Origin of the sequence: Longimicrobium sp. (assembly GCF_035474595.1) — a bacterium.
GTDB lineage: Bacteria > Gemmatimonadota > Gemmatimonadetes > Longimicrobiales > Longimicrobiaceae > Longimicrobium.
This window is the reverse complement of the sequence record NZ_DATIND010000107.1, coordinates 46,488-68,534: the sequence shown is the minus strand read 5'-3', so window position 1 is coordinate 68,534 and position 22,047 is coordinate 46,488. Positions and strand designations below refer to the sequence as shown.

Sequence of the window (22,047 nt, the reverse complement as noted above, 5' to 3'; positions counted from 1 at the left end):
TGCGCGAGGCTGTTCGGGTCGAAAGCCCGGCTCCGGAGGACGCCTCCCTTTCATCCATCGTGGTCCCGCACAGCGCGGTGTTCGACTCAGGATGACGTCTCTCCGGGCGTGCCCTGGGAAGCGCATCGAACGAGGAAAGAGGGCCGGCACCCCATCGGCGCCGGCCCTTCTGATTTCGATCTACTTCCCCCCGAACATCCCGCCGAGGCCGCCCGCGAGGCCGCCGAGGTCCGGCATCCCGCCGCCGCCGCCCTGCACGATCTTGGCGAGGTTGCCGCCGATCGGCGCGGGGAGGCGCGAATCCAGGAACTCCACGGCGGTGCGGGCCGCCTCCTGCGCCTTGTCGGCGGGGATGCCGGTGCGCTGGCTGATCTGGCCTACGAGCTCGTCCATCATGGACATCGCTTCATCTCCTCGTCACGGGTTTCTCGATCCTCGGCGGATTGCGCCGCAAGGAGCGCACCCCGTCCGGAGATGCGCGAAGAGCCGCGCTGCACGCGCGGCCCTTCGCATCTCCATCCCCCGTTCCGGTCAGGCGTCGAACGGGTCGCAGGCGCCGGAGCTTGTGCCGGTGACGCCACTGAGCCAGTGATACAGGTTGAGCGCCACGGGAGAGAGGTTGGCCTGCGCCACGTCGCCGCTCTGGTGCAGGAGGACGCGATGGTAGGTGTCGGTGCGCGCGTCGTAGACCAGCGCGCTGAAGCGCAGCGTCCCCGCGTCGGCGCACATGCCCCGCGGCGCGGTGAGCGGGGTGGTCAGCACCGCGCGCACGCCATCGTACCGCGCCAGCGCCTCGCCGGGCGCGAGCGTGGTGACGAGCTTCGCGTCGTGCGCGTACTTCGCCGCCAGCTCGGCGGCCGTGAACTCGTCGCCGCTCCCCTCGAGGTCGAACCGGGCGTCGCCCAGGTCGTACGAATAGACGCGGTCCTGCGCGTCGACGTAGAACCCGTTCCACCGCCTGCCCCACGCGGCGTTCGTGTACTCCACCTCGAACAGCGCGCTCCCGGGCTCCAGCCGCGGGATGAACGTCTCCGCGCACGAGGCGGACGCCGCCACGAGCCCGGCGGCGGCGAGAACGGCGGTAAAGCGCGAACGGAGCATCTGGATCATCGGCATCTCCCGGCGGGCGGTGGGTCGTGGCTGCGGTCACCCGTAGAACGCCCCGATCCGCCCGGAACTGACACCCGTCTCCATCGACCCGCTCAGTTCATCGCCGTGTCCTTCAGCAGGTGCAGCGGGGTCAGGCGCTGGCGCTCGCCGTCCACCACCAGCTCGAAGGCGTAGGTGCCCTCGGCGGGGAAGACGACGTTGTCCAGCGGCATCACCACGCGCGTCTGCGGCGGGCCCTGCATGGGCTGCTGCTCCGCCACCTCGGTGTGGCCGGTGATGCTGAGCACGGGGCTGCGCGCCGGATCGACCAGCTCGATGGAGAACTCGATGCGGCCGCGCTCGTGCGCCTCCCACTCCAGCGCGACGGCGAACGTCATCCGCTCCTGCTGCGCGGGAAAGCCGGGCGCGTACAGCTGGTGGAACACGCCGTGGACATCGAGTCTTCCGTCGGGGCGCTCCTGGGCGGATTCGCAGAGGAGGGCGTAGAGAATCTTCATGTGCGAGAGTTCAGGTAGAAGTACGAAAGTACGAGAGTACGGAAGTACGAAACCGCCCAACGGCTCGCCGAGCGCGCCGATGCCCGCACCGGGAGTCCGCGAAGGCGGACTTCGGGCCGTTGTTGCCGCGAATTCATTCGCCCTTCCGGGAGGATTCGGCGCTACGATTCCCCGCTCAGCCGCACGCGGACGGCTTCGGCGTGGCCGTGCAGCCCCTCGGCCTCGGCCAGGCGGATGACGTCGGCCGCGTGCGCGCGCAGGCGCTCGGGCGAGTAGCCGATCAGGCTGGTGCGCTTCACGAAGTCGTACACGCCCAGCGGGCTGGCGAAGCGCGCCGTTCCGCCCGTCGGCAGCACGTGGTTGGGCCCGGCGAAGTAGTCGCCCATCGGCTCGGGCGAGTGCGCGCCCAGGAAGATCGCGCCGGCATTGCGGATACGCCCCGCCAGCGCCAGCGGCTCGGCCACCAGCAGCTCCAGGTGCTCCGGCGCGCGCAGGTCGGCCACGGCCGCCGCGTCGGCGAGCGAGGTGACGACGACGATGGCGCCGTTCGCCTCCAGCGCCGCGCGGGCCACGTCGCGCCGCGGGTTGCGCTCCAGCAGCCGGTCGAGCTCGGCGACGACCGCCTCGGGGAGCGACGGGCAGCTCGTCACCAGCCAGGCGATGGCGTCGGGGTCGTGCTCCGCCTGCCCGATCAGGTCCGCGGCCACGTGCGTGGGGTTCGCCCACTCGTCCGCGATCACCAGGATCTCCGACGGCCCCGCGATCATGTCGATGTCCACCAGGCCGAACACCTGGCGCTTGGCCTCGGCCACCCACTTGTTGCCGGGCCCCACGATCTTGTCCACGCGCCCGATCGTCTCGGTGCCGTGCGCCAGCGCCGCGACCGCCTGCGCCCCGCCGATGCGCAGCACCTCCGTCACCCCCGCCACGTGCGCGGCGGCAAGGACCACGGGAGATGCCTCGCCCCCCGGCGTCGGCGACACCATCGCGATCTCGTCCACCCCCGCGACCGCGGCGGGGATGGCGTTCATCAGCACCGACGACGGATACGCCGCCCGGCCGCCGGGAACGTAGATCCCCACGCGGCGCAGCGGGGTGATGCGCTGGCCCAGGAGCGAGCCGTCCGGCAGCCAGTCCACGAAGCCGTGCTCGCGCTGGCGCTCGTGGAAGCGGCGCACGTTCTCCGCCGCGCGCCCGAGCGACGCCAGCAGCTCGGGATCGATGAAGGCGGCGGCGCGCTCCAGCTCGTCCGCGCCGATGCGCAGCTCCGCGCCGGTCGCCACCTCCAGGTTGTCGAAGCGCCGCGTGTACTCCACCAGCGCCGCATCGCCGCGCGCGGCCACGTCGCCCACGATGCGCGCCACCGCCTCGCGCAGCTGCGGATCGTCGGTCGACGCCGCGGCCGCCATCTCCCGCAGCTCCGCGAACGGCGGCGCGGAGCGAATCATCCGGATGTTCAGCACTGCTCCCTCTCTATTCCGCAGCCCGCCGGGGGCTCTCGTCACACCCTACATCCCCCGACGCATGCGCAGATGCCCGTGTGCCGGCAGGATGCTGGACAGCAGTCCGCGAAGGCGGACTTCGGGCCGTTGTTGCCGCGAATTCATTCGCCCTTCCCAGCCCGGGCGGGCGACAAATCCATTCATCGCGCCCGGCCCCGGCTACGATCCGGCTCCCCGCTCCAGCGCCGACGCCAGGTCCGCGATCAGCCGCTGGTGCTCGTCCAGGCGCAGCTTGTGGCTGGCGCGGTTCACGATCAGGCGGGCGGTGGATGAGGATACGTCGTCCACCACCACCAGCCCGTTCTCGGCCAGCGTGCGCCCGGTCTGCACCAGGTCCACGATCCAGTCCGACAATCCCAGCAGCGGCGCCAGCTCCACCGAGCCGGAGATGCGGATCAGCTCCACCTGCGTTCCCCGCGCGGCGAAGAAGCGGCGCGCGCTCTCCACGTACTTGGTGGCCACGCGCGGAATGCCGCCCCCCGCGATGCGCGGATACGGCGCGCCCTCCGGCGCCGCCACGCAGAGCCGGCATCCGCCGAACCCCAGGTCCAGCGGGCGCAGCACGTCCGGCTGCGCCTCCTCCAGCACGTCCTGCCCCGCCACCCCCGCGTCCGCGACGCCCGATTCCACGTAGACAGGCACGTCGCCGCTCTTCACCGGCAGGAACTCGAAGCGCGCGTCGGCGGAGGGAAGGATCAGGCGGCGGGAGTCGCGGGCGGCGGGGTCGACGGGAGATCCCATCGCCTCGAACAGCCGCAGCGCCTCGTCCATCATCCGCCCCTTCGGCAGGGCGATGCGGAGCGCGCGGCTCACGACGGCTCCACGGCCAGCAAATCCGCCAGCGCGTCCGTCTCCAGCGCGAAGCCCACGGCCGGGCGGTCGGCGCCGTAAAGCGCGAGCAGCCCGTCGTACCGCCCCCCGTACCCCACCGCGCGGCCGACGCCCGCCACGAACACCTCGAACTGGATCCCCGAGTAGTAGCCCAGCCCGCGGATCTCGCCCAGGTCGTAGACGACGTGGCGCCGCTCGTCGTCCGCCAGCAGCGCGTCCACGCGGCGCAGGCGCTCGATCGCGTCCTCCGCCTCCGGGCCCGATGCCAGCGCGCCCGCGCGGGCGAGCACCTCGCCGCGGCCGATCAGCTCGGGGAGCTCCACCAGCGCGCGGGCGACCGCGGCGGGCGCGCCCATCTCCCGCGCGCTGGCGGCCAGCGCCGCGCGGTCCTTGCGGTCGATGGCGATGCGAAGCGCCTCGGCCTGCTCCGGCGGCAGCCCGTTCAGCAGCGGCCGCACGAAGCGGATGTCGCCCAGGTTGATCTGGAACTCGCCCAGCCCCAGCGCGCGCATCTGCAGGATCACCAGCCGCAGTGCCTCCACGTCCGCCTCGGGCGACGGGTCGCCGATCAGCTCCGCGCCCAGCTGGAAGATCTCGCGCCGCCGTCCGACGGCCTCGGGCTCCTGGCGGTACACCTTCCCCGCATACGCCAGCCGCAGCGGGAGCGGCGCGTCCGCCAGCCGCGTGGCGACCACGCGGGCGATCGCCGAGGTGAAGTCCGCGCGGAGTGCCACCAGGCGCCCGTCGCGGTCCACGAAGCGGATCAGCCGCGACGCCAGCTCGGGGCCGGCGCTGCGGGTGAACACCTCCTCGTACTCGAAGGTCGGGGGGATGACCTCCTGGTAGCCGTGTGCCTCGGCCAGCGCGAACCACTCGCGCTGCACGTGGCGGCGGCGGCGCACGTCGCCGGCGAGCAGATCCAGCGAGCCCGGCGGCACCTGGGCGAGAAGGGAAGTCGGCATGGCGGCGGAAGATATCGGCGCCCCGCGGAGGGGGCAACGCGGGTTCGGCGCAAATCCGGATCGGCACCGAATTTACGGTTTCGGCACAACGCTTGCTTTATCCCCCGGCGAGAAGGTGCAGTACCCGAATTCACCCTTGAGGGGAGGCACTTGTGGACATCATCCTGATCATCGCCATCGTGCTGCTGCTGCTCGGCCTGCTTGGCGTCGGCGGCGTGATCGCGGCGCTGAAGAGCGTTGCCTGGATCCTGCTGATCATCGCCGTGATCGTGATCGCCTGGCGCATCATCGCCGGCCGCCGCCCCGTCGCGTAAGCACGGGCCGGACCGATCAGCAGACACTCGCGGGGGCCCCAACCGGGGCCCCCGCGGTGTGTTTATCCCCCGTCCGGTGCATGCCACCTCGCTTACCCCCAATGAATTGGGGGGCTACAACCGCACAAAGTCGCTGCGCGACTGCTGGCGGGCATCCCCGCTAGGGGGAAGCATCTCTGCATCCAGATCGCAAGAACACCAAGGCCCGAGCCAAGCCATCCCCCGCACACCAATGCTGCCCAGCAGTCCCGCAGGGACTTTGTGCTTTTGTAGCCCCCCAATTCCATTGGGGGTTGCCGGGGATCATCCCGCCTCCGCCAGCCGCGCGAACACCTCCCCAACCTCCGCTGGCGCGTGGAGATACGACGACGCGGCGCTCTCTTCCGGCACCTGCTCGGCGATGAGGACGCCCTCGCCGGCATCGGCGTCTCGCAAGGCGCGGAAGGCATCCTCGTCGGTGCGGTCGTCGCCGAAGTAGAGGACGGGCGCGCCGGCGGGGGGGTGCATCTGCTCCAGCAGGAAAAGCACAGCCTTTCCCTTGTTCCAATCCACGTTCGGCCGCACCTCGATCACCTGCTTTCCTTCCGTCAGGTGCACGCCGGGGAGGGGGTCCACCACGCGGCGGATGATCTCGTGCAGCTCCCCCAGCCGCTCGCGCGGGGCCAGGCGGAAGTGCACCGACAGCGTCAGCTCCTTGTCCTCCACGAATGCGCCGGGGATGCCGGCGATGGCGTCGCGCAGCTCGCGGGCGGCGCGCTCCAGAACCGGGCGAGCGGCGGCCGCTTCGGGGTGGATGCGGTCGATCCCCGGGCCGTGGATCTCCATGCCGTGGTTTCCCGCGTAGGCGATGCCGGGGATGGCCGCACGCTCGCGCACGTCCGCCTCCCCGCGCCCGCTGACCACGGCCACCTCCACGCCCGGCATGGCCATCAGCCGCTCCAGCGCGCGGCGCGTGAAGTCCGGCATCGCCGCCAGCTCGGGGCGGTCCACGATCGGCGCCAGCGTGCCGTCGAAGTCCAGCAGCAGCACCAGCCTGCCGGTGCGGCGCCACGCCTCGGCCCACCCCGCGACCCGCTCCAGCGCATGAGGAAGCATCGTCATCCAGCGAATCGGGAGATGGAGATCGCGCGGCCGGTTGCCCCCCGCCGCGCCCGCCGGTACGTTCCGCGCCGAAGGTAGGGGATCGGCCCCGGAGCCGCATCCCCCAACACTTTCGCAGTCTCGCACCTTCGTACTTTCGCACCCGGTTCCTGATGTCCTGGCTCGACTCCATCCGCTTCGACGACCGCGGCCTGGTGCCCGTGGTGGCGCAGGACGCGCGCACCGGCGAGGTGCTGATGCTCGCCTGGGCCAACGCCGAGGCGCTGCGGCTGACGCGCGAGACCGGCCGCGCGCACTACTGGAGCCGGTCGCGCGGCGAGCTGTGGAAGAAGGGCGAGACGAGCGGAAACGCCCAGGAGGTGGACGAGGTGCGCGTGGACTGCGACGCCGACGCCGTGCTCTACCGCGTCCGGCAGACGGGCCCCGCCTGCCACACCGGCGAGCGCAGCTGCTTCTTCCGCGCGGTGGACGGAGAGGAGCTGCGGCAGGGGGATGATTCGCGCCCGGTGCTCGCCCGCGTCGAGGAGATCGTGGCCGCGCGGGACGTGGAGCGGCCGGAGGGATCGTACACCACTTACCTGTTCGCGCAGGGGATCGACAAGATCCTGAAGAAAGTGGGCGAAGAGGCCACCGAAACCATCATCGCCGCCAAGAACGACGGCACCGAGCAGCTGCGCAGCGAGTCCGCCGACCTGCTCTACCATCTCCTGGTGCTCTGGCGCGCGAAGGGCCTCCCCCTCGACGACCTGTGGTCCGAGTTCGACCGCCGCTTCGGCCAGCAGCCGCGCGAGGGATCGGCCGACCCGGCATCGCGCAGATCTTCCGAAGTCGGCTGAGCCCCGGCATCCCTGAATCTCACGCGGCGTGAGATCTGGGGTCGTCGGTCCCGCGAAAATACGGATGACCCTCGCCAAGACCGGACGAGGGTCGTTTCGTACTTCAGTACTCCGTACTTTTGTACTTCGTTCAGACGGTCGCCGCCACCTTCACCCCCGAGAACGCGCCGTCGAGGATCATCTCCTCCTCGCCGGGGTCGTTCCAGCCGCCGCCCACCGGCTCGCCCCACTCCACGCCGTGCGACCCGCCCACCGTGTACGGCTGCATCCAGAACAGCCGCGTCCCGTAGCGGCAGCGCGCCTCGGCGATCAGCACCGGGCCGTCCCCGTTCTCGGCGTCGAAGGCCAGGAGCAGGCAGTCCGGCTTCTTGCTGGCGGCGAACCTGGCGATCGCCCCCGAGAGCACCTCGGGCGACATGCCCCCGAAGCCGTCGGGGATGGGGATGGTGAGGGTGCGGAACTCCGGGGTGGCGTGCCCCGGCCGCTCGTGGACGCTGCGGATCCTCGGGGGCGTGTCCGAGTCGTCCATTCGGGCGCGGGCGATGTCTTCGCGGACTTCGTCCAGAAAGCGCGTGGCGAACGCCAGCACGCGCTCCATCTGGTGGATCCTGCTTCGCGGCACTGCGTCTTCTCCCTGCATCCCTGCCCCATGCACGCCGTGGCGGATTCGGCCCGCCGCGGATGCGGCCTGCCGATCCCCCGGCCCGGTGCGGAGGTATGCATATCGGCGGCCATGAGCGCTCGCTCACCGCGCCATGCACGCATCGTTCCCAAACGTTTCCGTCGGGATACACGCATCATCCTCAATGATTTAGGGAGATTCGAGGCAAACTGCAGTTTTCCTCCGACAACGTTCGGCGTTGCGAAACAGATGTCGGAACCCAGCCGGGGAGGATCGGGCGCCGTGCGGCACCCGCGATCAGGGGAAGAAGATGGGATGGGCGATGCGGAACGATCACCCCTTCCGCCGGGCCGCCTCCTCGACGGCGCGGCGGTGGCGTGGCCAGACGGCGGTGGCGAAGCGGAGGAAGTTGGCGCGCTCGGGGGGGAGGTCGGCGAGCCACGCCCACGCGGCGAGCGAGCCCTTGCGCGTGTTGCACGCCTTGCAGGCGGTGACGAGGTTCCCCTCGGAGTTGTCGCCGCCGCGCATGCGGGGCTGCACGTGGTCCAGCGACAGCTGCTCCGGCGGATACAGGCCCGCGCAGTACACGCACCGGTACTCGTCGCGCGCGAAGATCCGGTCCCGCAGCGAAAGATCGGCCGCGTCCATCACGGTTGCTCCATCACGCCTGCTTCATCATCCATCTGCCGAGGCATCGGCTCGCCCTCACCATACCGGGCGAATAAATTCGCGGCAACAACTGCACAAAGTCCGCCTTCGCGCAATACCGTTCACTTAGATCTCCACGCGTGCTATATTGTCTCCGACCCCGAGCCGAGGAGACGCCATGGCACGCTCGAAGAAAGTACGGCAGGAAGGCGACCGCCTGACAGACCTGATGAACATCGGGGTGCTGACGACGCGGTTCCCGCTGGAGGTCGTGCGCGAGGTGCTGAAGGAGACGGGACGCGAGAGCCAGCGGGAGCGCGCGCTGCCGGCGCACGTGCTGATGTACTACGTGATCGCGCTGGGGCTCTTCCGCCCGCAGGACACGCGCGAGGTGCTGCGTGTGCTGCAGGAGGGGCTGAAGGCGATCTTCGGCGGGCGGCGCGAGATCCGGACGGCGGGCAAGGCCGCGATCTCGCAGGCGCGCAGCCGCCTGGGCATGGAGCCGATGAAGCAGCTCTACGAGCGGGTGGTGAAACCGGTAGCGACGGAGCAGACCCGGGGCGCCTTCTACCGGGACTGGCGGGTGGTGGCGCTGGACGGGTTCACGCTGGAAGTGCCGGACACGGAGGCGAACCGGGCCGCGTTCGCACGGCCGGAGTCGCCCTCGGGCGGAGAGGCGGCGTACCCGCGCCTGCGCGGGGTGGGGCTGGTGGAGGTGGGAACGCACGTGCTCTTCGGAGCAGCGCTGGACAGCTACGAGAAGGGCGAGATCACGCTGGCGCGCGAGGTGGTGCCGCACCTGCGTCCCGGGATGCTCTGCCTGGCCGACCGCTACTTCCCCGGCTACGCGCTCTGGGAGCAGGCGGTGAAGACGGGCGCCCAGCTGGTGTGGCGGGTGCGGGAGAAGATCCGCTTCCCGATCGAGGAGATGCTGCCCGACGGCTCGTACCTGAGCCGCCTCTACCCGAAGTGGAACCGGGGGAAGCCGCAGGGCGAAGGCATCCCGGTGCGGGTGCTCGAATACGAGGTGCTGGGCAGCGAGGAGCGGGTCCGCCTGGTCACCACGATCCTCGACTGGCAGGCGGCCCCCGCGGCGGAGCTCGCGGCGCTGTATCATGAGCGGTGGGAGTTCGAGACCGCGCTGGACGAGTTCAAGACGCACCTGCGCGGCGCGCGCACGGTGCTGCGCAGCCAGACGCCGGACCTGCTGAAGCAGGAGGTCTATGGTCTGCTCCTGGCCCACTTCGCGCTGCGCGGGCTGATGCACGAGGCGGCGCTGGCGGCCGGCCGGGACCCGGACCGGATCTCCTTCACCCACACGGTGAACGTGGTCCGCCGGACCCTGCCGCGATTCGCGGCCCTTCCCCCCTCGGGCATGGCGAAGGGCACACGCGGCCGTGGTGCGGGAGATCCTGGAGGTGGACGTCGGCGAAAGGCGGCACCGGACAGCCAAGCGTGGGGTGAAGCGCAAGCAGAGCCCGTATCCAGTCCGGAGGCGAACTGAGCCGTCCAGGAAGGTAGAAGCGCCCGTGCTGCTGATCCTTAACTGAACGGTATTGCGCCTTCGCGGACTCCCACGGAACCATCCTCGCAATCCGGCTGGCGCCGTCGCCCGAATAACTCCAGCCGCATGGGCTTCGTCTCGCCACACCAATGCCGCGGCCGCAGTCGCGCAGCGACTTTGTGCAGTTGTTGCCGCGAATTCATTCGCCTTCAAAGCCTCTCTCGCGCGAAGAATTCAGTCATCCCCGAGCACTTAGGACTTAGGACTTAGGACTTAGGACTTAGGACTTAGGACTTAGGACTCAGCACTCAGCACTCAGCACTCAGCACTCAGCACTCAGCACTCAGCACTCAGCACTCAGCACTCAGCACTCAGCACTCATTCCCGCTCCACCACATACCCCGCCTCCCCCAGCTTCCGCGCGATGTCCTCGACGTGGTCCGGGCCGCGCGTTTCCAGCGTGAGCGCGACCTCGGCCTCGGTCACCCAGATCTCGCCGTGGCCGCGGCGGTGCTCCAGCGAGACGATGTTCGCGCCGCTCTCGGCCAGGCACGCGGTCAGCGTGGCCAGCGTTCCCGGGCGGTCCTTCACGCGCACGTTCATCCGCGCCATCCGCCCGTCCTTCACCAGCCCGCGCTCGATGATGCGCGAGATCAGCGTCACGTCCACGTTCCCGCCGGAAAGGAGCATCACCACGTTCTTCCCCACCAGCCCGCCCAGGTGCCCGTACACCGCGGCGGCGACGGACGCCGCCGCCGCGGGCTCGGCCACCGTCTTCTCGCGCTCCAGCAGCAGCAGCACCGCCGAGGCGATCTCCTCCTCGTCCACCGCCACCAGCTCGTCCACGTACTTCTCGATCAGCCCGAAGGTGTTCTCGCCCACGATGCGCACCGCGATCCCGTCGGCGATCGTCTCCGCCGGCGGAATGGTCACCCGCGCGTGCGCCTCGCGCGCCCGGAGCGCCGCCGGGAGCACGGCCGACTCCACGCCCACCACGCGCACCCCGGGGCGCATCTCCTTGATCGCCATCGCGATTCCCGAGATCAGCCCGCCGCCGCCCACGGGCACCACCACCACGTCCATCTCCGGGCACTGCTCCAGCAGCTCCAGCCCGATCGTTCCCTGCCCCGCGATCACCGGGTCCATGTCGAAGGGGTGGATCAGCGCCTGCCCCTCGCGCGCGCGGATCTCCATCGCCATGGCCATCGCCTCGTCGTACACGCTGCCGTGCAGCACCACGCGCGCGCCGTAGCGCTCGGTGTTCGACACCTTGATCAGCGGCGTGCGCTCGGGCATCACGATGGTGGCGGGGATCCCCAGCCGCCGCGCGTGGAAGGCCACTCCCTGCGCGTGGTTCCCGGCGCTGGCGGCGATCACCCCGCGCCGCATCTCGTCGGGCGGCAGCGAGAGCATGGTGTTCAGCGCGCCGCGCTCCTTGAACGAGCCGGTGCGCTGCAGGTTCTCGAACTTGAAGAACGCCTTCCCCCCGAACATCTCGCCGAACGCCTCGCTGGGCGTGCAGGGGGTCAGCACCAGGCGCCCCGCGATGCGTTCGCGGGCGGCGCGGATGTCGTCCAGTCGCAGCATTGGCGCGGAAAAAACGGGTGGCGGAAAGTTGCCGGATCGTACGTGAGGTGATAACCTCTCCGCTCGCCGCGGGCAAGCCGCCGCGGGAGTGGACGACGCCATCCGCACGTGCCGTGACCGACCCCCGCATCCAGGCGCTGGAAGCCGCCCTGGCCTCGCACCCGCCCTTCCGCGCGCCGCCGGACGCGGCCTCGTCGCGGGCGGCCGTGGCGCTGCTGCTGCGGGTCGCAGGCGGCGGGCTGGAGCTGCTGCTCATCCGCCGCGCCGAGCGCGAGGGCGACCCCTGGTCCGGCCACATGGCGCTCCCCGGCGGCCGCCACCAGGCCGGCGACGCCGACATGCGGGCCACCGCCGCGCGCGAGACGCTCGAGGAGGTGGCCATCGACGTCGCCGGCGGCGGGCGGCTGCTGGGCGAGCTGGACGAGCTGGCGCCCCGCTCGGCGCGCATCCCCAGCATCGTCGTCTCCCCCTTCGTCTTCCACGTCCCCTCCGGCGCGCAGGCGCACCCGAACCACGAAGTGCAGGAGGCGGTGTGGGTGGCCGTGGACGAGCTGCTGCACCCGGGCGCGGCCACGGAGTACCTGCACGAGCTGGCCGAGGGGAGCACGCTGGCCTTCCCCGCGTTCGACGCGCGCGGGTACGTGGTGTGGGGGATGACGCACCGCATCCTCACCGGTTTTCTGGAGCTGTACGCCCAGGCGGTGACACCGTAAGGCATCAGGCGAGCGGACGCTGGCGTATTTCGGCCGGTGGGTTGCGCGGACGACGTCCAGGTGGGACATTGCGGACGCCGCGAAGTACATGCAGTAAATGGCAGCTTCTCCACCGCCAGCCCGTTGCCCCGGCGGGCCGGAATGATGCATGGACGCGCGCCGGACACCGTTCGGGCGCCGTTCCTCTCCCTTGAGCCTTGCCGCTGGAACCGATGGCCACGGAAGCCGTTACCCTGAAGCTCACCGCGCGCCAGGCCGAGGCGCTGCGCGCGCTGGCGGCGCTCGAGGAGCTGCCGCCCGAAGTCTACGCCGCCGAGGTGCTGGTGAAGCATCTCTATCACGCGTACACTCCACAGGTTGCCGCGCGCGCCGCCGGGCTCCCCCCGGCCGGCCCGGCGTGAGCGCCCCGGCCTTCATCCCTCACCGTTTCATCCGATGCAGACCAGCTCGTACGAGTTCCTGAAGCGCCTTCTGGACGCCCCCGGCCCATCGGGGTTCGAGACCGCGGCCGCCCGCGTCTGGCGCGGCGAGGCCGAGCAGTTCGCCGACTCGGTGGACGTGGACGTGGCCGGCAACAGCGCCGCCTCGCTGGGCGGCGGCGCGCCGCGCGTGATGCTGGCCGGCCACATCGACGAGATCGGCGTGATGGTCACGCACGTGGACGACGACGGCTTCCTGTACGTGGACGGCATCGGGGGATGGGACCCGCAGGTGCTGATCGGGCAGCGCATCCGCTTCCTCACCCGCAAGGGCCACGTCGTCGGTGTCGTGGGGAAGAAGCCGATCCACCTGATGAAGCCGGAAGAGAAGGAGAAGGCGGCCAAGCTGCAGGACCTGTGGGTGGACGTGGGCGCGGCCGACCGCGCGGCGGCGCTGGAGCGCGGCATCCGCGTGGGCGACCCCGGCGTGGTGGACTGCGCCTTCCTGGAGCTGGGCGGCGGGCTCTTCGCCTCGCGCGCGGTGGACAACCGCATCGGCGCCTTCGTGGTGCTGGAGGTGCTGCGCGCGCTGTCGCAGGAGCGCCCCGCGGCCGAGGTGATCGCGGTGGCCACCACGCAGGAGGAGATCGGCTATCACGGCGGCGGCGCGCGTGCCCGGGCCTTCGCGCTGGACCCGCAGATCGGCATCGCGGTGGACCTCACCTTCAGCTCCGACGCGCCGGGGATCGAGAAGAAGCAGGTGGGCGAGCACAAGCTGGGGAGCGGCCCCGTCCTCTCCCGCGGCTCGGCCATCCACCCGCTGGTGTTCGAGCGCCTCGCCGAGACGGCGGAGCGCGAGGGGATCCCCTACACCATCCAGGCCAGCCCGCGCTTCACCTCCACCGACGCCGACGCCATCTACCTGCAGCGCAGCGGCGTGGCCACGGCGGTGGTCTCCATCCCCAACCGCTACATGCACTCGCCCAACGAGGTCGTGTCGACCGAAGACATCGACGCCACCATCCGCCTGCTGGCCGCCTTCTGCCGCGGCCTGGGCGAGGGCGACGACTTCATCCCCCGGTAGTTTTCCCAGCATCGCGGGATCTCACGCGGAGACGCGGAGGCGCGGAGGACTTCGGTGAGCTCTCCGCGTTTCCGCGTCTTTCGCGTGGCTGAGCCTTTGGGATTGGAGCACGCGATTGCCGCGGGCGCGCGGCGACTCTAGCTTCGGGCGCCATGAGAACGGTTGACGAGATCGTGATGCGCGGCCCGCCGGAGCGCTGCTTCCGCTTCGGGGCGGACGTGGAGCGCTGGCCGGAGTGGCTGCCCCACTACCGCTGGGTGCGCTTCCAGCGCAGGGACGGCTTCGGCACCGGGCTGGTGGAGATGGCGGCGCGGCGGATGTTCGGCCCGCTGTCGTATCCCGTCTGGTGGGTTTCGGAGATGACGATCGACGAGCGCCGCCCCGCCGTGCTCTACCGCCACGTGCGGGGGATCACCACGGGGATGGACGTCGTCTGGAGCTTCGAGGACCGCGGCGACGGGACCACGTTCGTGCGCATCGTGCACGAGTGGGAGGACGGCCCGCGCTGGCCCCTTCCCCGCTTCCTGCGCCGCCTGATCGCCAGTCTCGTGATCGGCCCCGTCTTCATCTCCGCCGTCGCCTCGCGCACCCTGGCGGGGATCAAGCGCGCGGTGGAGGCGAGCGGGGATTAGCCGGCGGCCCGCCTCGGGAAGGCGAATCCGAATCCATTCGCCCGGCCAGAGCGGCGGCCGGGCGAGCTTCACCGCAGACCGATCAAACCCCGGGAGCACATCCCCTTGTCCGACGAACGCACCGGAACCGTCGCCGTCATCGGCGCGGGCACCATGGGCCACGGGATCGCGCAGGTCAGCGCGATGGCGGGCTACGACGTGGTCCTCTACGATCCGCAGCCGCTCGCCGTGGAGAAGGGGCTGGCGAAGATCGGCGACAACCTCGCCAGGGGCGTGGAGCGCGGAAAGGTCGCCGAGGGCGATGCCGACGCCTGCCGCGCGCGCCTGAAGCCCGCGGACGCGCTGAAGGACGCCGTGGCCGATGCGTGGCTGGTGATCGAGGCCGCGCCGGAGCAGATGGAGATCAAGGAGCGCGTCTTCGCCGACGTGTACGGGCTGGCTCCGGAGGGGGCGATCCTGGCCAGCAACACCTCGTCGCTCTCGGTCACGCGCATCGCCGCGGCCACGGGTGCGCCGGAGCGGGTGATCGGGCTGCACTTCTTCAACCCCGTGCACATCATGAAGCTGCTGGAGGTGGTGCGCGGGAGCGAGACCTCGCAGCCCGTGGTGGACGCGGCGCTGGAGTACGCCCGCCGCATCGGCAAGGAGCCGATCGTGGTCACCGACACGCCGGGGTTCGCCAGCAGCCGCCTGGGCGTGGTCCTGGGCCTCGAGGCCATGCGCATGGTCGAGCAGGGCGTCGCCACGCCGCAGGACATCGACCGGGCGATGGAGCTGGGCTACAACCACCCCATGGGCCCGCTGAAGCTCACCGACGTGGTGGGCCTGGACGTGCGCCTGGGCATCGCCGAGTACCTGCACCGCGAGCTCGGCGGCGAGCAGTACCGCCCCCCCGAGCTCCTCCGCCGCATGGTCGCCGAGGGCAAGCTGGGCAAGAAGTCCGGCCAGGGCTTCTACGACTGGTGATTCGGGAAGATGGGGATGGGGGACAGGGAAGGGGGGATGAAGATGCATCGAACCGAACCCGTCCCCCACATCCGATGACGTCGCGTGGCGTGACGAGCCTGGCAACGCACGCACTTTCGCACTTTCGCACTCACGCACTTCCGCACTTCGTTCGATGCCCGACTTCGAAACCATCCGCCTGGACCGCGACGCCGCCGTCGCCATCCTGACCATCGACCGCCCGGAGAAGCGCAACGCGCTCAGCTCCGCCGTCCGCGCGGAGCTCATCGCCGCGCTCGACCAGCTGCGCGGCGACGACGGCGTGCGCGTGATCGTCATCACCGGCGCGGGCGACAAAGCCTTCGTCGCCGGCGCCGACATCGCCGAGTTCGCGCAGCGCACGCCGCTGGAGCAGCGCGCCGCGATGGCGGGGCGGACCGTCTTCGCCGAGATCGCCGCCCATCCCAAGCCGGTGATCGCGATGATCAACGGCTTCTGCCTGGGCGGCGGGTGCGAGCTGGCGCTGGCGTGCGACATCCGCATCGCGTCGGACGCGGCGAAGCTCGGCCAGCCGGAGATCAACCTCGGCATCATCCCCGGCGGCGGCGGCACGCAGCGGCTCCCGCGCGTGGTCGGCACCGGCCAGGCCATGCGCCTGGTCCTCTCCGGCGAGCTGATCGACGCCGCCGAGGCGCTCCGCATCGGCCTGGTCGACGTCGTCCACCCCGCCGCGGAGCTGCGCGAGCGCACGCTGGAGTTCGCGCGGAAGATGGCGGAGAAGTCGCCGGTCGCGCTGCGCATGGCCAAGTCCGCCATCCGCGCCGCCGCCGAGATGCCGCTCTCGGCCGGCGACGCGTACGAAACCGAGCTCTTCATCACCTGCTTCGGCAGCGACGACAGGCGCGAGGGGGTGGCCGCGTTCATGGAGAAGCGCCCCGCGAGCTTCACCGGGCGCTGACCGTCCGGCGTGTCACCCGGGCGCGGCGCGGAAACATCCGCGCACGCGGGGGTGTGGAAAATGCGGGCGGCGCATCCACTTGGCCTCGCTGGAGGCGCCGGAGATCCTCCCTGGCGCGTGGGAGCGCGCCCGCACCGAAGCAGCGAACCGACGTGGCGACCGAAGCCGAACGCACGGTGATTCTCCCTTCCGCCCAGCCGGACCCGCCTCCCGCGGCCGGCCCGGCGGGGTGGGACCGCCGCCTGCTCGACGTGGTGGAGCAGGCGGTGATCGTCACCGACCCCGACGGCACCATCCGCTCGTGGAACCGCTACGCCGAAACCCTCTACGGCTGGCGCGCCGCCGAGGTGATGGGCCGCAACATCCTCGACGTGACCCCCACCAGCGCCTCGCGCGAGGAGGGCGCCGAGATCATGGCGCGGCTCCGGGCGGGCGAAACCTGGTCCGGCGACTACGCCGTGCGCCGGCGCGACGGTGTCACCTTCGCGGTGCACGTCACCGATACCCCGGTGTTCGACGCGGCCGGCGAGCTGAGCGGCATCGTCGGCGTCTCGTACGACCTCACCGTGCGGCGCGACGCCGAGGAGGAGCTGCGGCGGCAGGCCGAGGACCTGGAAGACTTCTTCGAGAACGCCAGCCTGGGAATGCACTGGGTGGGCCACGACGGCACCATCCTGCGCGCCAACCGCGCCGAGCTGGAGATGCTGGGCTATCCGGCGGAAGAGTACATCGGCCGCCCCATCGCCGACTTCCACGCCGACCCCGAGGTGATCGCCGACATCCTGGCGCGCCTCACCCGCGGCGAGACGCTGCTGGACTACGAGGCGCGGCTGAAGCGCCGCGACGGCTCGCTCCGCCACGTGGTGATCAGCTCCAACGTGCGCTTCGACGGCGACGGGCGCTTCCTGCACACCCGCTGCCTCACCCGCGACGTCACCGAGCGCCGCCGCGCCGAGGAAGAGATGCGGCGGCTGAAGGACGAGGCCGAGCGCGCCAGCCGCGCCAAGAGCGACTTCCTGGCCATGATGTCGCACGAGCTGCGCACCCCGCTGAACGCCATCATCGGCTACGGCGACCTGCTCGACGGCGAGGTGGTGGGCGGCCTCAACCCCACGCAGCACCACCACCTGGGCCGCATCACCGCCAGCGCCGGGTACCTGCTGGAGCTGATCGACCAGGTGCTCGCCCTTTCGCGCATCGAGTCCGGCCGCGAGGAGATCGCCGCGCGCGACGTGGACCTGGCCGCGCTCGCGGGCGACGTCGTTTCGCTGATGCGCCCGCTGGCCGAGCGGAAGGAGCTGGCGCTGGAGGTGGACGTGCGCCCCGGCATCGGCACCGCGCGCACCGACGGCGGCAAGCTGCGCCAGATCCTGCTGAACCTGCTCTCCAACGCGGTGAAGTTCACCGACCGTGGCCGCGTCGCGCTCCGCGCCCGGCGCGAGGACGGCGCCGTGCTCTTCGCCGTGAGCGACACCGGCCCGGGGATCGCGCCGGAGCACTGGGAAACGATCTTCGCCCCGTTCACGCAGGTCGACCAGTCGCGCACGCGGCGCGAGGGCGGCTCCGGCCTGGGGCTCACCGTCAGCCGCCGCTACTCCGCCCTCCTCGGCGGCGACGTCACGGTCGAGAGCACCGTCGGCCGCGGCACCACCTTCACCCTCCGCCTCCCCGCGGAGTGACCAGGACGAGGATCACCCGGGGTACGGATTCCCGGCCTTGCGTAGACGGTCCGCAGCGCCGAGCTTTTCCGCGCCGGCGCCCTTCCATCCAACGTGCCGAGCACGCCCACCCTGCCCCACCCCGCCACCCCCGGAATCCCGACATGTCAGACCCGTTCACCATCGAGACCTTCCAGCCGCGCGTCGGAGAGCTCTTCCGCGTGATCGTGGACGAGAAGCAGGAGATGCAGACCCGCCTCTCCGAGGTCAGCCCGTGGGGCCACGAAGAGGCCGCCACCCGCAAGCGGCATCCGTTCTCGCTCGTGTTCCACGCCGCGCCCAACGCCGTGATCCCGCAGCAGATCTACCGCGTCGAGAACGCGAACATGGAGGCGTTCGACTGCTTCCTCGTTCCCATCGGCCCCGACGCCGCCGGCATGCGCTACGAGGCCGTGTTCACCTGATCGTCCTGCGGTGACGCGGAAGAGACGAAGCCGGGCGGCGCTGTGGAGCGCCGCCCGGCTTTCGTTCGTACCCTGCCACCCTCACGTGAGCCCGGCCGAAACCGGGCTCAAGCGCCGCGTCACGGAGTCGGGCACCCCGCGCCGCCCACGAACCCGCCGCCGGTCGGCACAGTGTTGGCCGCACCGCCGCTCGGGCCACCCGCGTTGTTCGCCTGCTCGAAGGCAACGACTGCCGCGTTGTCGTTGTTCGCACCCGCGTACCCGGGGAGCCTCACGGTGGTAGCCATGCGCTGCCGCAGACGGAAGTCCGTCCCCCCGAAGGCACCCGAGCCCACGAGCGAGTTTCCGCTCATCTCAAGACACACCAGGTGGGCATCACCCGTGCTCGTCCCGGCATTCAGCATGACGCCGTTCATCGGGAAGCCGGAGGTGCCCGGATTCGCCACCGTGTTCCCCGTCACCGTCGCATTCAGCGTCCCGCTCCCGCCGACGGAGGCGTTCCCGGCCGTCAGCGAGATCCCGAAGTTGTTGTACTGGCGAACCTGATTCCCGGTGATCAGGACCGTGTGCGTCCCGCCGTCCAGCGACCGCACGTCGATTCCCGAGCCCTGTGCCGAGCCCGAGTTAGCGACGGCGGCCAAGCCGATCGTGTTCCCGGAGACCGTCCCCGTGAACGTCGGCGCACCCACGCCCTTGCTCACCGAGATCGCCGTACCCGAGGCGTCGCGGATGGAGTTCCCGTTGATGTAGTAGGTGAGACCGGTACCCGCACCCGCGCCGCTGACGTCCACCGCCACGCCGCCGCTCAGCGGGTTGGGATGTGCGTTGCCGAGCGTGTTGGAGGTGAAAACCAGGTCCGAGCCCCCGCCCGCCAGCGTGAGGCGGAAGTGATCGGCGCGCGACGAGGTGAATGCGCTGTTCTGCACGGTTACGTTCACCACTGCGCCGCCGCTCGCGTTGATCGACAGCCCATCACGCCCCGTCGCCGCGGCGTTCCCCCCGAAGGTGGCGTTCGTGAACGTGATGCGGTTCAGCACACCCGAGGTGTTGGTGACGCGGAAGTTGTCTTCTACGCCTCCCGCCACGCTGGTCCCCGTCACGCTCGCCGACCCCGTGAGCCCGTCGAACGCGACCGCCGCCTCGTGCAGCACGGCGTTGCTACCGCTTACGCCGTTGATGACGGAGTTCGCCAGGGTGAAGCCCTGCACATCCACGCCGCGGATCGCGAAGTTCGACGCGTCGTTGATCTGCATCCAGCTCAGCGTCACGTTGCGCGTGTCGTTGAGGTAGACGCCGATCCCGGCGGTCGAGCCGTCCGCGCCCGTCATGTTGGCGATGGTCCCGCCCGAGCCCGCCGAGCCGGAGCCCGTCACCTGGAACCCGTTCGAGCCGGTGTTGTCCAGCACGATGCCGTTCGCGTCGTTCGCGGCCGACACGCTGCGGAAGGTGATCCCGCTCGCACCGATGGTGGTGTTCGCCACGCGAACCGCCGTCCCCGAGCTCGCCGCCACGGTGTTCCCCGCGCCGGTCACCGTCACCGTCCCGCCGCCGGTCGCGCTGAAGCCCGTGCCCGACGTGGTCGAGATCGCCAGCCCGCCGCCGCCGAAGGCGATCGTCGCGCCGGTGTTGCTCGCCAGCGTCACGCCATTGCTCGCGCCGGTCGACAGCGACTTGGAGCCGCCGGTGAAGCTGATCGTCCCCCCGGTGTTGTTCTGCACCAGGATGCCGCCGCTCGCGTCGGTGATGTCGCCCGACAGCGCCAGCGTGCCGCCCGTGCGCCCGGTCACCGACGCCGCGCGCGTGCCGCTCCCGCTGATCGAGCCGCCGTACGTCACGTCCGCGTTACCGCCGGTTACGTCCACGCCCGCGCCAGCCGCATTCGACACCACCCCCGCCGGAGCCGCCAGCGTCCCGCCGACGCCGCTTAGCCGGAGCCCGGCACCCGCGCTGTTGGAGGACGAGAGCGTGGCGAAGGACGCCGCGACCGTCCCGTTCTGCAGGTCCAGCGACGGCCCGCCCATCGCCGCGACGTTCATCGTCCCGGCCGTGAAGGTGCCGAAGCCGCTGCCGGCGATCCCCGCCCCGCTCGTCGAGTTGACGTTGAACCCCTGCGCGGTGTTGTTCTGCGCGAGCTGCAGCGTGGCGCCCGCCGACGCGTTGGTCACCGTCGGCGCGCTCCCGGCCGCCAGCAGCACCACCGTCCCGCCGTTCACCGTCGCGGTCACGTTCGCGGCGACGCCCTGCCCGGTCAGCGACTGCCCGTTCTTGAAGGTGAAGCCCGTATCGAGCCCGGAGCCGTCACCGTAGAGCAGGAAGATCGTCTCGCCCGCGGCGGAGGCACCCTCGGCCGCCGTCAGGGTGGCGAACGGCGACGCGTCGCGTCCGTCCCCCGCCGCCGCCCCGGCGCTCACGTACCACACGCGGTTCGGCACGCTCATCGTGACCGTCCCCGTCGCCGTGAGCGACCCGTCCGTCACCGTGTAGCTGAACGAGTCCGTGCCCGTGAAGCCGGCGGCGCTCAGGTAGGTGAAGCTGCCGTCCGCCGCCAGCGTCGCCGTCCCGCCGTTCGCCGTCGCCACGGTCCCCGCGACCACGCTCAGCCCGGACGGGGTCTCGGTGTCGGTGTCGTTCGCCAGCACGCCCGGCGCGGAGACGGGGATGGTCACGTTTCCGATCGCCTGGAAGGTGTCGGCGTTCGCGACGGGTGGCGTGTTGGGCTGGATCACCTTCAGCGTGGCCGTGCCCGAGGCGTAGCCGATGCTGGCGGTGATCGTCACCGTCCCTGCGTCCACCCCCGTTGCCAGGCCGGTCGCGTCGATCGTCGCGACCGCCGGGTTGGAGCTGGTCCAGGTCACGGTCGGCCCGGTCACCGGGTTCCCGTGCAGGTCCAGGAGCGTGGCGGTGAACTGCTTCGTCTCGCCCACGTTCACCGAGTCGGACGCGGGCGACACCACCACCTGCCCCACGATCCCCGTCTCGATGCGGAACTTGATCGGCAGCGTGCGGTCGTCCAGCAGCGCGATGTACTGCCCCGTGTCGACGTTGCGCAGGTCCTTGGCCGCGCCCACCACGTCCACGTCGGCATAGCCCAGCTGCACGGTGCCCACGTACACGCTGATGCGGTAGAACTTCGCCGGGTCCAGGTTGGACTGCGCGGTGTGCCAGTTGACGTTGTAGCTCTGCCCCGCCGCGTCCAGCCGCACGTTGTCGGAGCCGGTGCCGAAGGTGAAGGTGGCGATGGTGGTGGCGCATACCGTGCCGCTCAGCTCGCAGATCTCCACGCGCGGCTGCAGGGCGGCGTCGAAGGTGCCGCTGTACGACGGCTGCGAGACCATCGGGGGAAGGAAGTAGAAGCCGGGCACCTGCCCCGCGTGCGCCGCGTCCGAGATCGTCTTGCGCGGCCCGGCCTCGGGCGCGGTGGGCGACTTGGAATCGGCGGTGCAGGCCGCGACCGCCAGGATCGCCGCCAGGGTGGCGGCGCGCTTCAGTCGTAGCATGGGTGGAGTCTCCTTCACTGGATGGGACGGATCCGGGGCGAGAACGCCCCTTCCGCACCCCGCACCGGGAGAGGCGCGGCGGGGCGGCGACGATGCCCGGACGTGGCCGGGAGAGGTTGTGCTGCGGGCCGGTCGGTGCCGCCAGAGAGGCGGCAGGATCGTG

Annotated in this window: 21 protein-coding genes and 1 pseudogene; 11 read left to right on the top strand and 11 right to left on the bottom strand. The window is 70.9% G+C overall.

All coding sequences use genetic code 11. The features are described 5' to 3' along the window. Positions 1-180: 180 nt before the first annotated feature. The 6 genes from VLK66_RS19340 to hisZ form a co-directional block, all read right to left on the bottom strand. Entirely contained in the window at positions 181-402 is a 222-nt protein-coding gene (locus tag VLK66_RS19340; protein ID WP_325311109.1) for a hypothetical protein, read from the bottom strand. Between the two features lie 129 nt (positions 403-531). After that, a complete protein-coding gene (locus VLK66_RS19335) occupies positions 532-1,110 on the bottom strand; it encodes a hypothetical protein (protein ID WP_325311108.1) in 579 nt (192 codons plus the stop codon). A 92-nt stretch (positions 1,111-1,202) separates the two neighbouring features. After that, on the bottom strand, positions 1,203-1,607 hold the full coding sequence (locus VLK66_RS19330) for a DUF6941 family protein (RefSeq protein ID WP_325311107.1): 405 nt from the start codon (positions 1,605-1,607) through the stop codon (positions 1,203-1,205). 161 nt (positions 1,608-1,768) lie between these two features. Then, on the bottom strand, positions 1,769-3,055 hold the full coding sequence (gene hisD, locus VLK66_RS19325; protein ID WP_325311106.1) for a histidinol dehydrogenase: 1,287 nt from the start codon (positions 3,053-3,055) through the stop codon (positions 1,769-1,771). A 213-nt stretch (positions 3,056-3,268) separates the two neighbouring features. Further along, on the bottom strand, positions 3,269-3,922 hold the full coding sequence (gene hisG, locus VLK66_RS19320; protein ID WP_325311105.1) for an ATP phosphoribosyltransferase: 654 nt from the start codon (positions 3,920-3,922) through the stop codon (positions 3,269-3,271). Further along, positions 3,919-4,902, bottom strand: coding sequence for an ATP phosphoribosyltransferase regulatory subunit (hisZ, locus tag VLK66_RS19315; RefSeq protein ID WP_325311104.1), 984 nt, complete (start codon positions 4,900-4,902; stop codon positions 3,919-3,921). Before hisZ ends, hisG begins: the two co-directional genes overlap by 4 nt. Before the next feature lie 152 nt (positions 4,903-5,054). On the opposite strand from hisZ, the gene VLK66_RS19310 reads away from it, so the two are divergent. Further along, the gene (locus VLK66_RS19310; protein WP_325311103.1) at positions 5,055-5,216 is read left to right on the top strand and encodes a hypothetical protein; all 162 of its coding nucleotides are present in this window, start codon (positions 5,055-5,057) and stop codon (positions 5,214-5,216) included. A 303-nt stretch (positions 5,217-5,519) separates the two neighbouring features. Here the strand turns inward: VLK66_RS19310 and otsB are convergent, their stop codons facing one another. Further along, on the bottom strand, positions 5,520-6,317 hold the full coding sequence (gene otsB / locus VLK66_RS19305) for a trehalose-phosphatase (protein ID WP_325311102.1): 798 nt from the start codon (positions 6,315-6,317) through the stop codon (positions 5,520-5,522). A 152-nt stretch (positions 6,318-6,469) separates the two neighbouring features. On the opposite strand from otsB, the gene hisIE reads away from it, so the two are divergent. Continuing rightward, positions 6,470-7,153, top strand: a complete 684-nt coding sequence (gene hisIE / locus VLK66_RS19300) for a bifunctional phosphoribosyl-AMP cyclohydrolase/phosphoribosyl-ATP diphosphatase HisIE (RefSeq protein ID WP_325311101.1) — start codon at positions 6,470-6,472, stop codon at positions 7,151-7,153. 130 nt (positions 7,154-7,283) lie between these two features. Here the strand turns inward: hisIE and VLK66_RS19295 are convergent, their stop codons facing one another. Both VLK66_RS19295 and VLK66_RS19290 read right to left on the bottom strand, forming a co-directional pair. Next, positions 7,284-7,775 carry a hypothetical protein gene (locus VLK66_RS19295; protein ID WP_325311100.1) on the bottom strand — a complete coding sequence of 164 codons (492 nt, stop codon included), beginning with the start codon at positions 7,773-7,775 and terminating at the stop codon, positions 7,284-7,286. A 333-nt stretch (positions 7,776-8,108) separates the two neighbouring features. Next, positions 8,109-8,423, bottom strand: a complete 315-nt coding sequence (locus tag VLK66_RS19290; protein ID WP_325311099.1) for an HNH endonuclease signature motif containing protein — start codon at positions 8,421-8,423, stop codon at positions 8,109-8,111. A gap of 178 nt (positions 8,424-8,601) precedes the next feature. Here VLK66_RS19290 and VLK66_RS19285 point away from each other — a divergent pair. Continuing rightward, a pseudogene (locus tag VLK66_RS19285) lies at positions 8,602-9,792 on the top strand (IS4 family transposase); the annotation flags it as partial. Positions 9,793-10,305: 513 nt separating this feature from the next. On the opposite strand, the gene ilvA reads toward VLK66_RS19285, so the two are convergent. After that, positions 10,306-11,514 carry a threonine ammonia-lyase gene (gene ilvA / locus VLK66_RS19280; protein ID WP_325311098.1) on the bottom strand — a complete coding sequence of 403 codons (1,209 nt, stop codon included), beginning with the start codon at positions 11,512-11,514 and terminating at the stop codon, positions 10,306-10,308. A 113-nt stretch (positions 11,515-11,627) separates the two neighbouring features. Between ilvA and VLK66_RS19275 the strand changes: the two genes are divergently transcribed. The 8 genes from VLK66_RS19275 to VLK66_RS19240 all read left to right on the top strand — a co-directional run bounded on the left by VLK66_RS19275 (position 11,628) and on the right by VLK66_RS19240 (position 18,387). Continuing rightward, entirely contained in the window at positions 11,628-12,227 is a 600-nt protein-coding gene (locus VLK66_RS19275) for a CoA pyrophosphatase (protein ID WP_325311097.1), read from the top strand. A gap of 212 nt (positions 12,228-12,439) precedes the next feature. Next, positions 12,440-12,628 carry a hypothetical protein gene (locus VLK66_RS19270; protein ID WP_325311096.1) on the top strand — a complete coding sequence of 63 codons (189 nt, stop codon included), beginning with the start codon at positions 12,440-12,442 and terminating at the stop codon, positions 12,626-12,628. A gap of 34 nt (positions 12,629-12,662) precedes the next feature. Then, a complete protein-coding gene (locus VLK66_RS19265) occupies positions 12,663-13,730 on the top strand; it encodes a M42 family metallopeptidase (protein WP_325311095.1) in 1,068 nt (355 codons plus the stop codon). A gap of 152 nt (positions 13,731-13,882) precedes the next feature. Further along, positions 13,883-14,362 carry a type II toxin-antitoxin system RatA family toxin gene (locus tag VLK66_RS19260; RefSeq protein WP_325311094.1) on the top strand — a complete coding sequence of 160 codons (480 nt, stop codon included), beginning with the start codon at positions 13,883-13,885 and terminating at the stop codon, positions 14,360-14,362. 105 nt (positions 14,363-14,467) lie between these two features. Next, positions 14,468-15,328 carry a 3-hydroxyacyl-CoA dehydrogenase family protein gene (locus VLK66_RS19255; RefSeq protein WP_325311093.1) on the top strand — a complete coding sequence of 287 codons (861 nt, stop codon included), beginning with the start codon at positions 14,468-14,470 and terminating at the stop codon, positions 15,326-15,328. 154 nt (positions 15,329-15,482) lie between these two features. Beyond that, positions 15,483-16,265 (top strand): enoyl-CoA hydratase/isomerase family protein, encoded by a 783-nt coding sequence (locus VLK66_RS19250; RefSeq protein WP_325311092.1) that lies wholly within the window; start codon positions 15,483-15,485, stop codon positions 16,263-16,265. Positions 16,266-16,441: 176 nt separating this feature from the next. Then, the gene (locus VLK66_RS19245) at positions 16,442-17,944 is read left to right on the top strand and encodes a PAS domain S-box protein (RefSeq protein ID WP_325311091.1); all 1,503 of its coding nucleotides are present in this window, start codon (positions 16,442-16,444) and stop codon (positions 17,942-17,944) included. Between the two features lie 143 nt (positions 17,945-18,087). Then, positions 18,088-18,387, top strand: a complete 300-nt coding sequence (locus VLK66_RS19240) for a DUF6916 family protein (protein ID WP_325311090.1) — start codon at positions 18,088-18,090, stop codon at positions 18,385-18,387. 119 nt (positions 18,388-18,506) lie between these two features. Here VLK66_RS19240 and VLK66_RS19235 read toward each other — a convergent pair whose 3' ends face one another. Continuing rightward, positions 18,507-21,884 (bottom strand): beta strand repeat-containing protein, encoded by a 3,378-nt coding sequence (locus VLK66_RS19235; protein ID WP_325311089.1) that lies wholly within the window; start codon positions 21,882-21,884, stop codon positions 18,507-18,509. Positions 21,885-22,047 lie beyond the last annotated feature (163 nt).

Bases quoted from the DNA above. Each gene is read 5' to 3' on its own strand.
- VLK66_RS19340 (WP_325311109.1), bottom strand. From the start codon at position 402: ATGTCCATGATGGACGAGCTCGTAGGCCAGATCAGCCAGCGCACCGGC.
- VLK66_RS19335 (WP_325311108.1), bottom strand. From the start codon at position 1,110: ATGATCCAGATGCTCCGTTCGCGCTTTACCGCCGTTCTCGCCGCCGCC.
- VLK66_RS19330 (WP_325311107.1), bottom strand. From the start codon at position 1,607: ATGAAGATTCTCTACGCCCTCCTCTGCGAATCCGCCCAGGAGCGCCCC.
- hisD (WP_325311106.1), bottom strand. From the start codon at position 3,055: ATGATTCGCTCCGCGCCGCCGTTCGCGGAGCTGCGGGAGATGGCGGCC.
- hisZ (WP_325311104.1), bottom strand. From the start codon at position 4,902: ATGCCGACTTCCCTTCTCGCCCAGGTGCCGCCGGGCTCGCTGGATCTG.
- otsB (WP_325311102.1), bottom strand. From the start codon at position 6,317: ATGACGATGCTTCCTCATGCGCTGGAGCGGGTCGCGGGGTGGGCCGAG.
- hisIE (WP_325311101.1), top strand. From the start codon at position 6,470: ATGTCCTGGCTCGACTCCATCCGCTTCGACGACCGCGGCCTGGTGCCC.
- VLK66_RS19290 (WP_325311099.1), bottom strand. From the start codon at position 8,423: ATGGACGCGGCCGATCTTTCGCTGCGGGACCGGATCTTCGCGCGCGAC.
- ilvA (WP_325311098.1), bottom strand. From the start codon at position 11,514: ATGCTGCGACTGGACGACATCCGCGCCGCCCGCGAACGCATCGCGGGG.
- VLK66_RS19270 (WP_325311096.1), top strand. From the start codon at position 12,440: ATGGCCACGGAAGCCGTTACCCTGAAGCTCACCGCGCGCCAGGCCGAG.
- VLK66_RS19265 (WP_325311095.1), top strand. From the start codon at position 12,663: ATGCAGACCAGCTCGTACGAGTTCCTGAAGCGCCTTCTGGACGCCCCC.
- VLK66_RS19260 (WP_325311094.1), top strand. From the start codon at position 13,883: ATGAGAACGGTTGACGAGATCGTGATGCGCGGCCCGCCGGAGCGCTGC.
- VLK66_RS19250 (WP_325311092.1), top strand. From the start codon at position 15,483: ATGCCCGACTTCGAAACCATCCGCCTGGACCGCGACGCCGCCGTCGCC.
- VLK66_RS19240 (WP_325311090.1), top strand. From the start codon at position 18,088: ATGTCAGACCCGTTCACCATCGAGACCTTCCAGCCGCGCGTCGGAGAG.
- VLK66_RS19235 (WP_325311089.1), bottom strand. From the start codon at position 21,884: ATGCTACGACTGAAGCGCGCCGCCACCCTGGCGGCGATCCTGGCGGTC.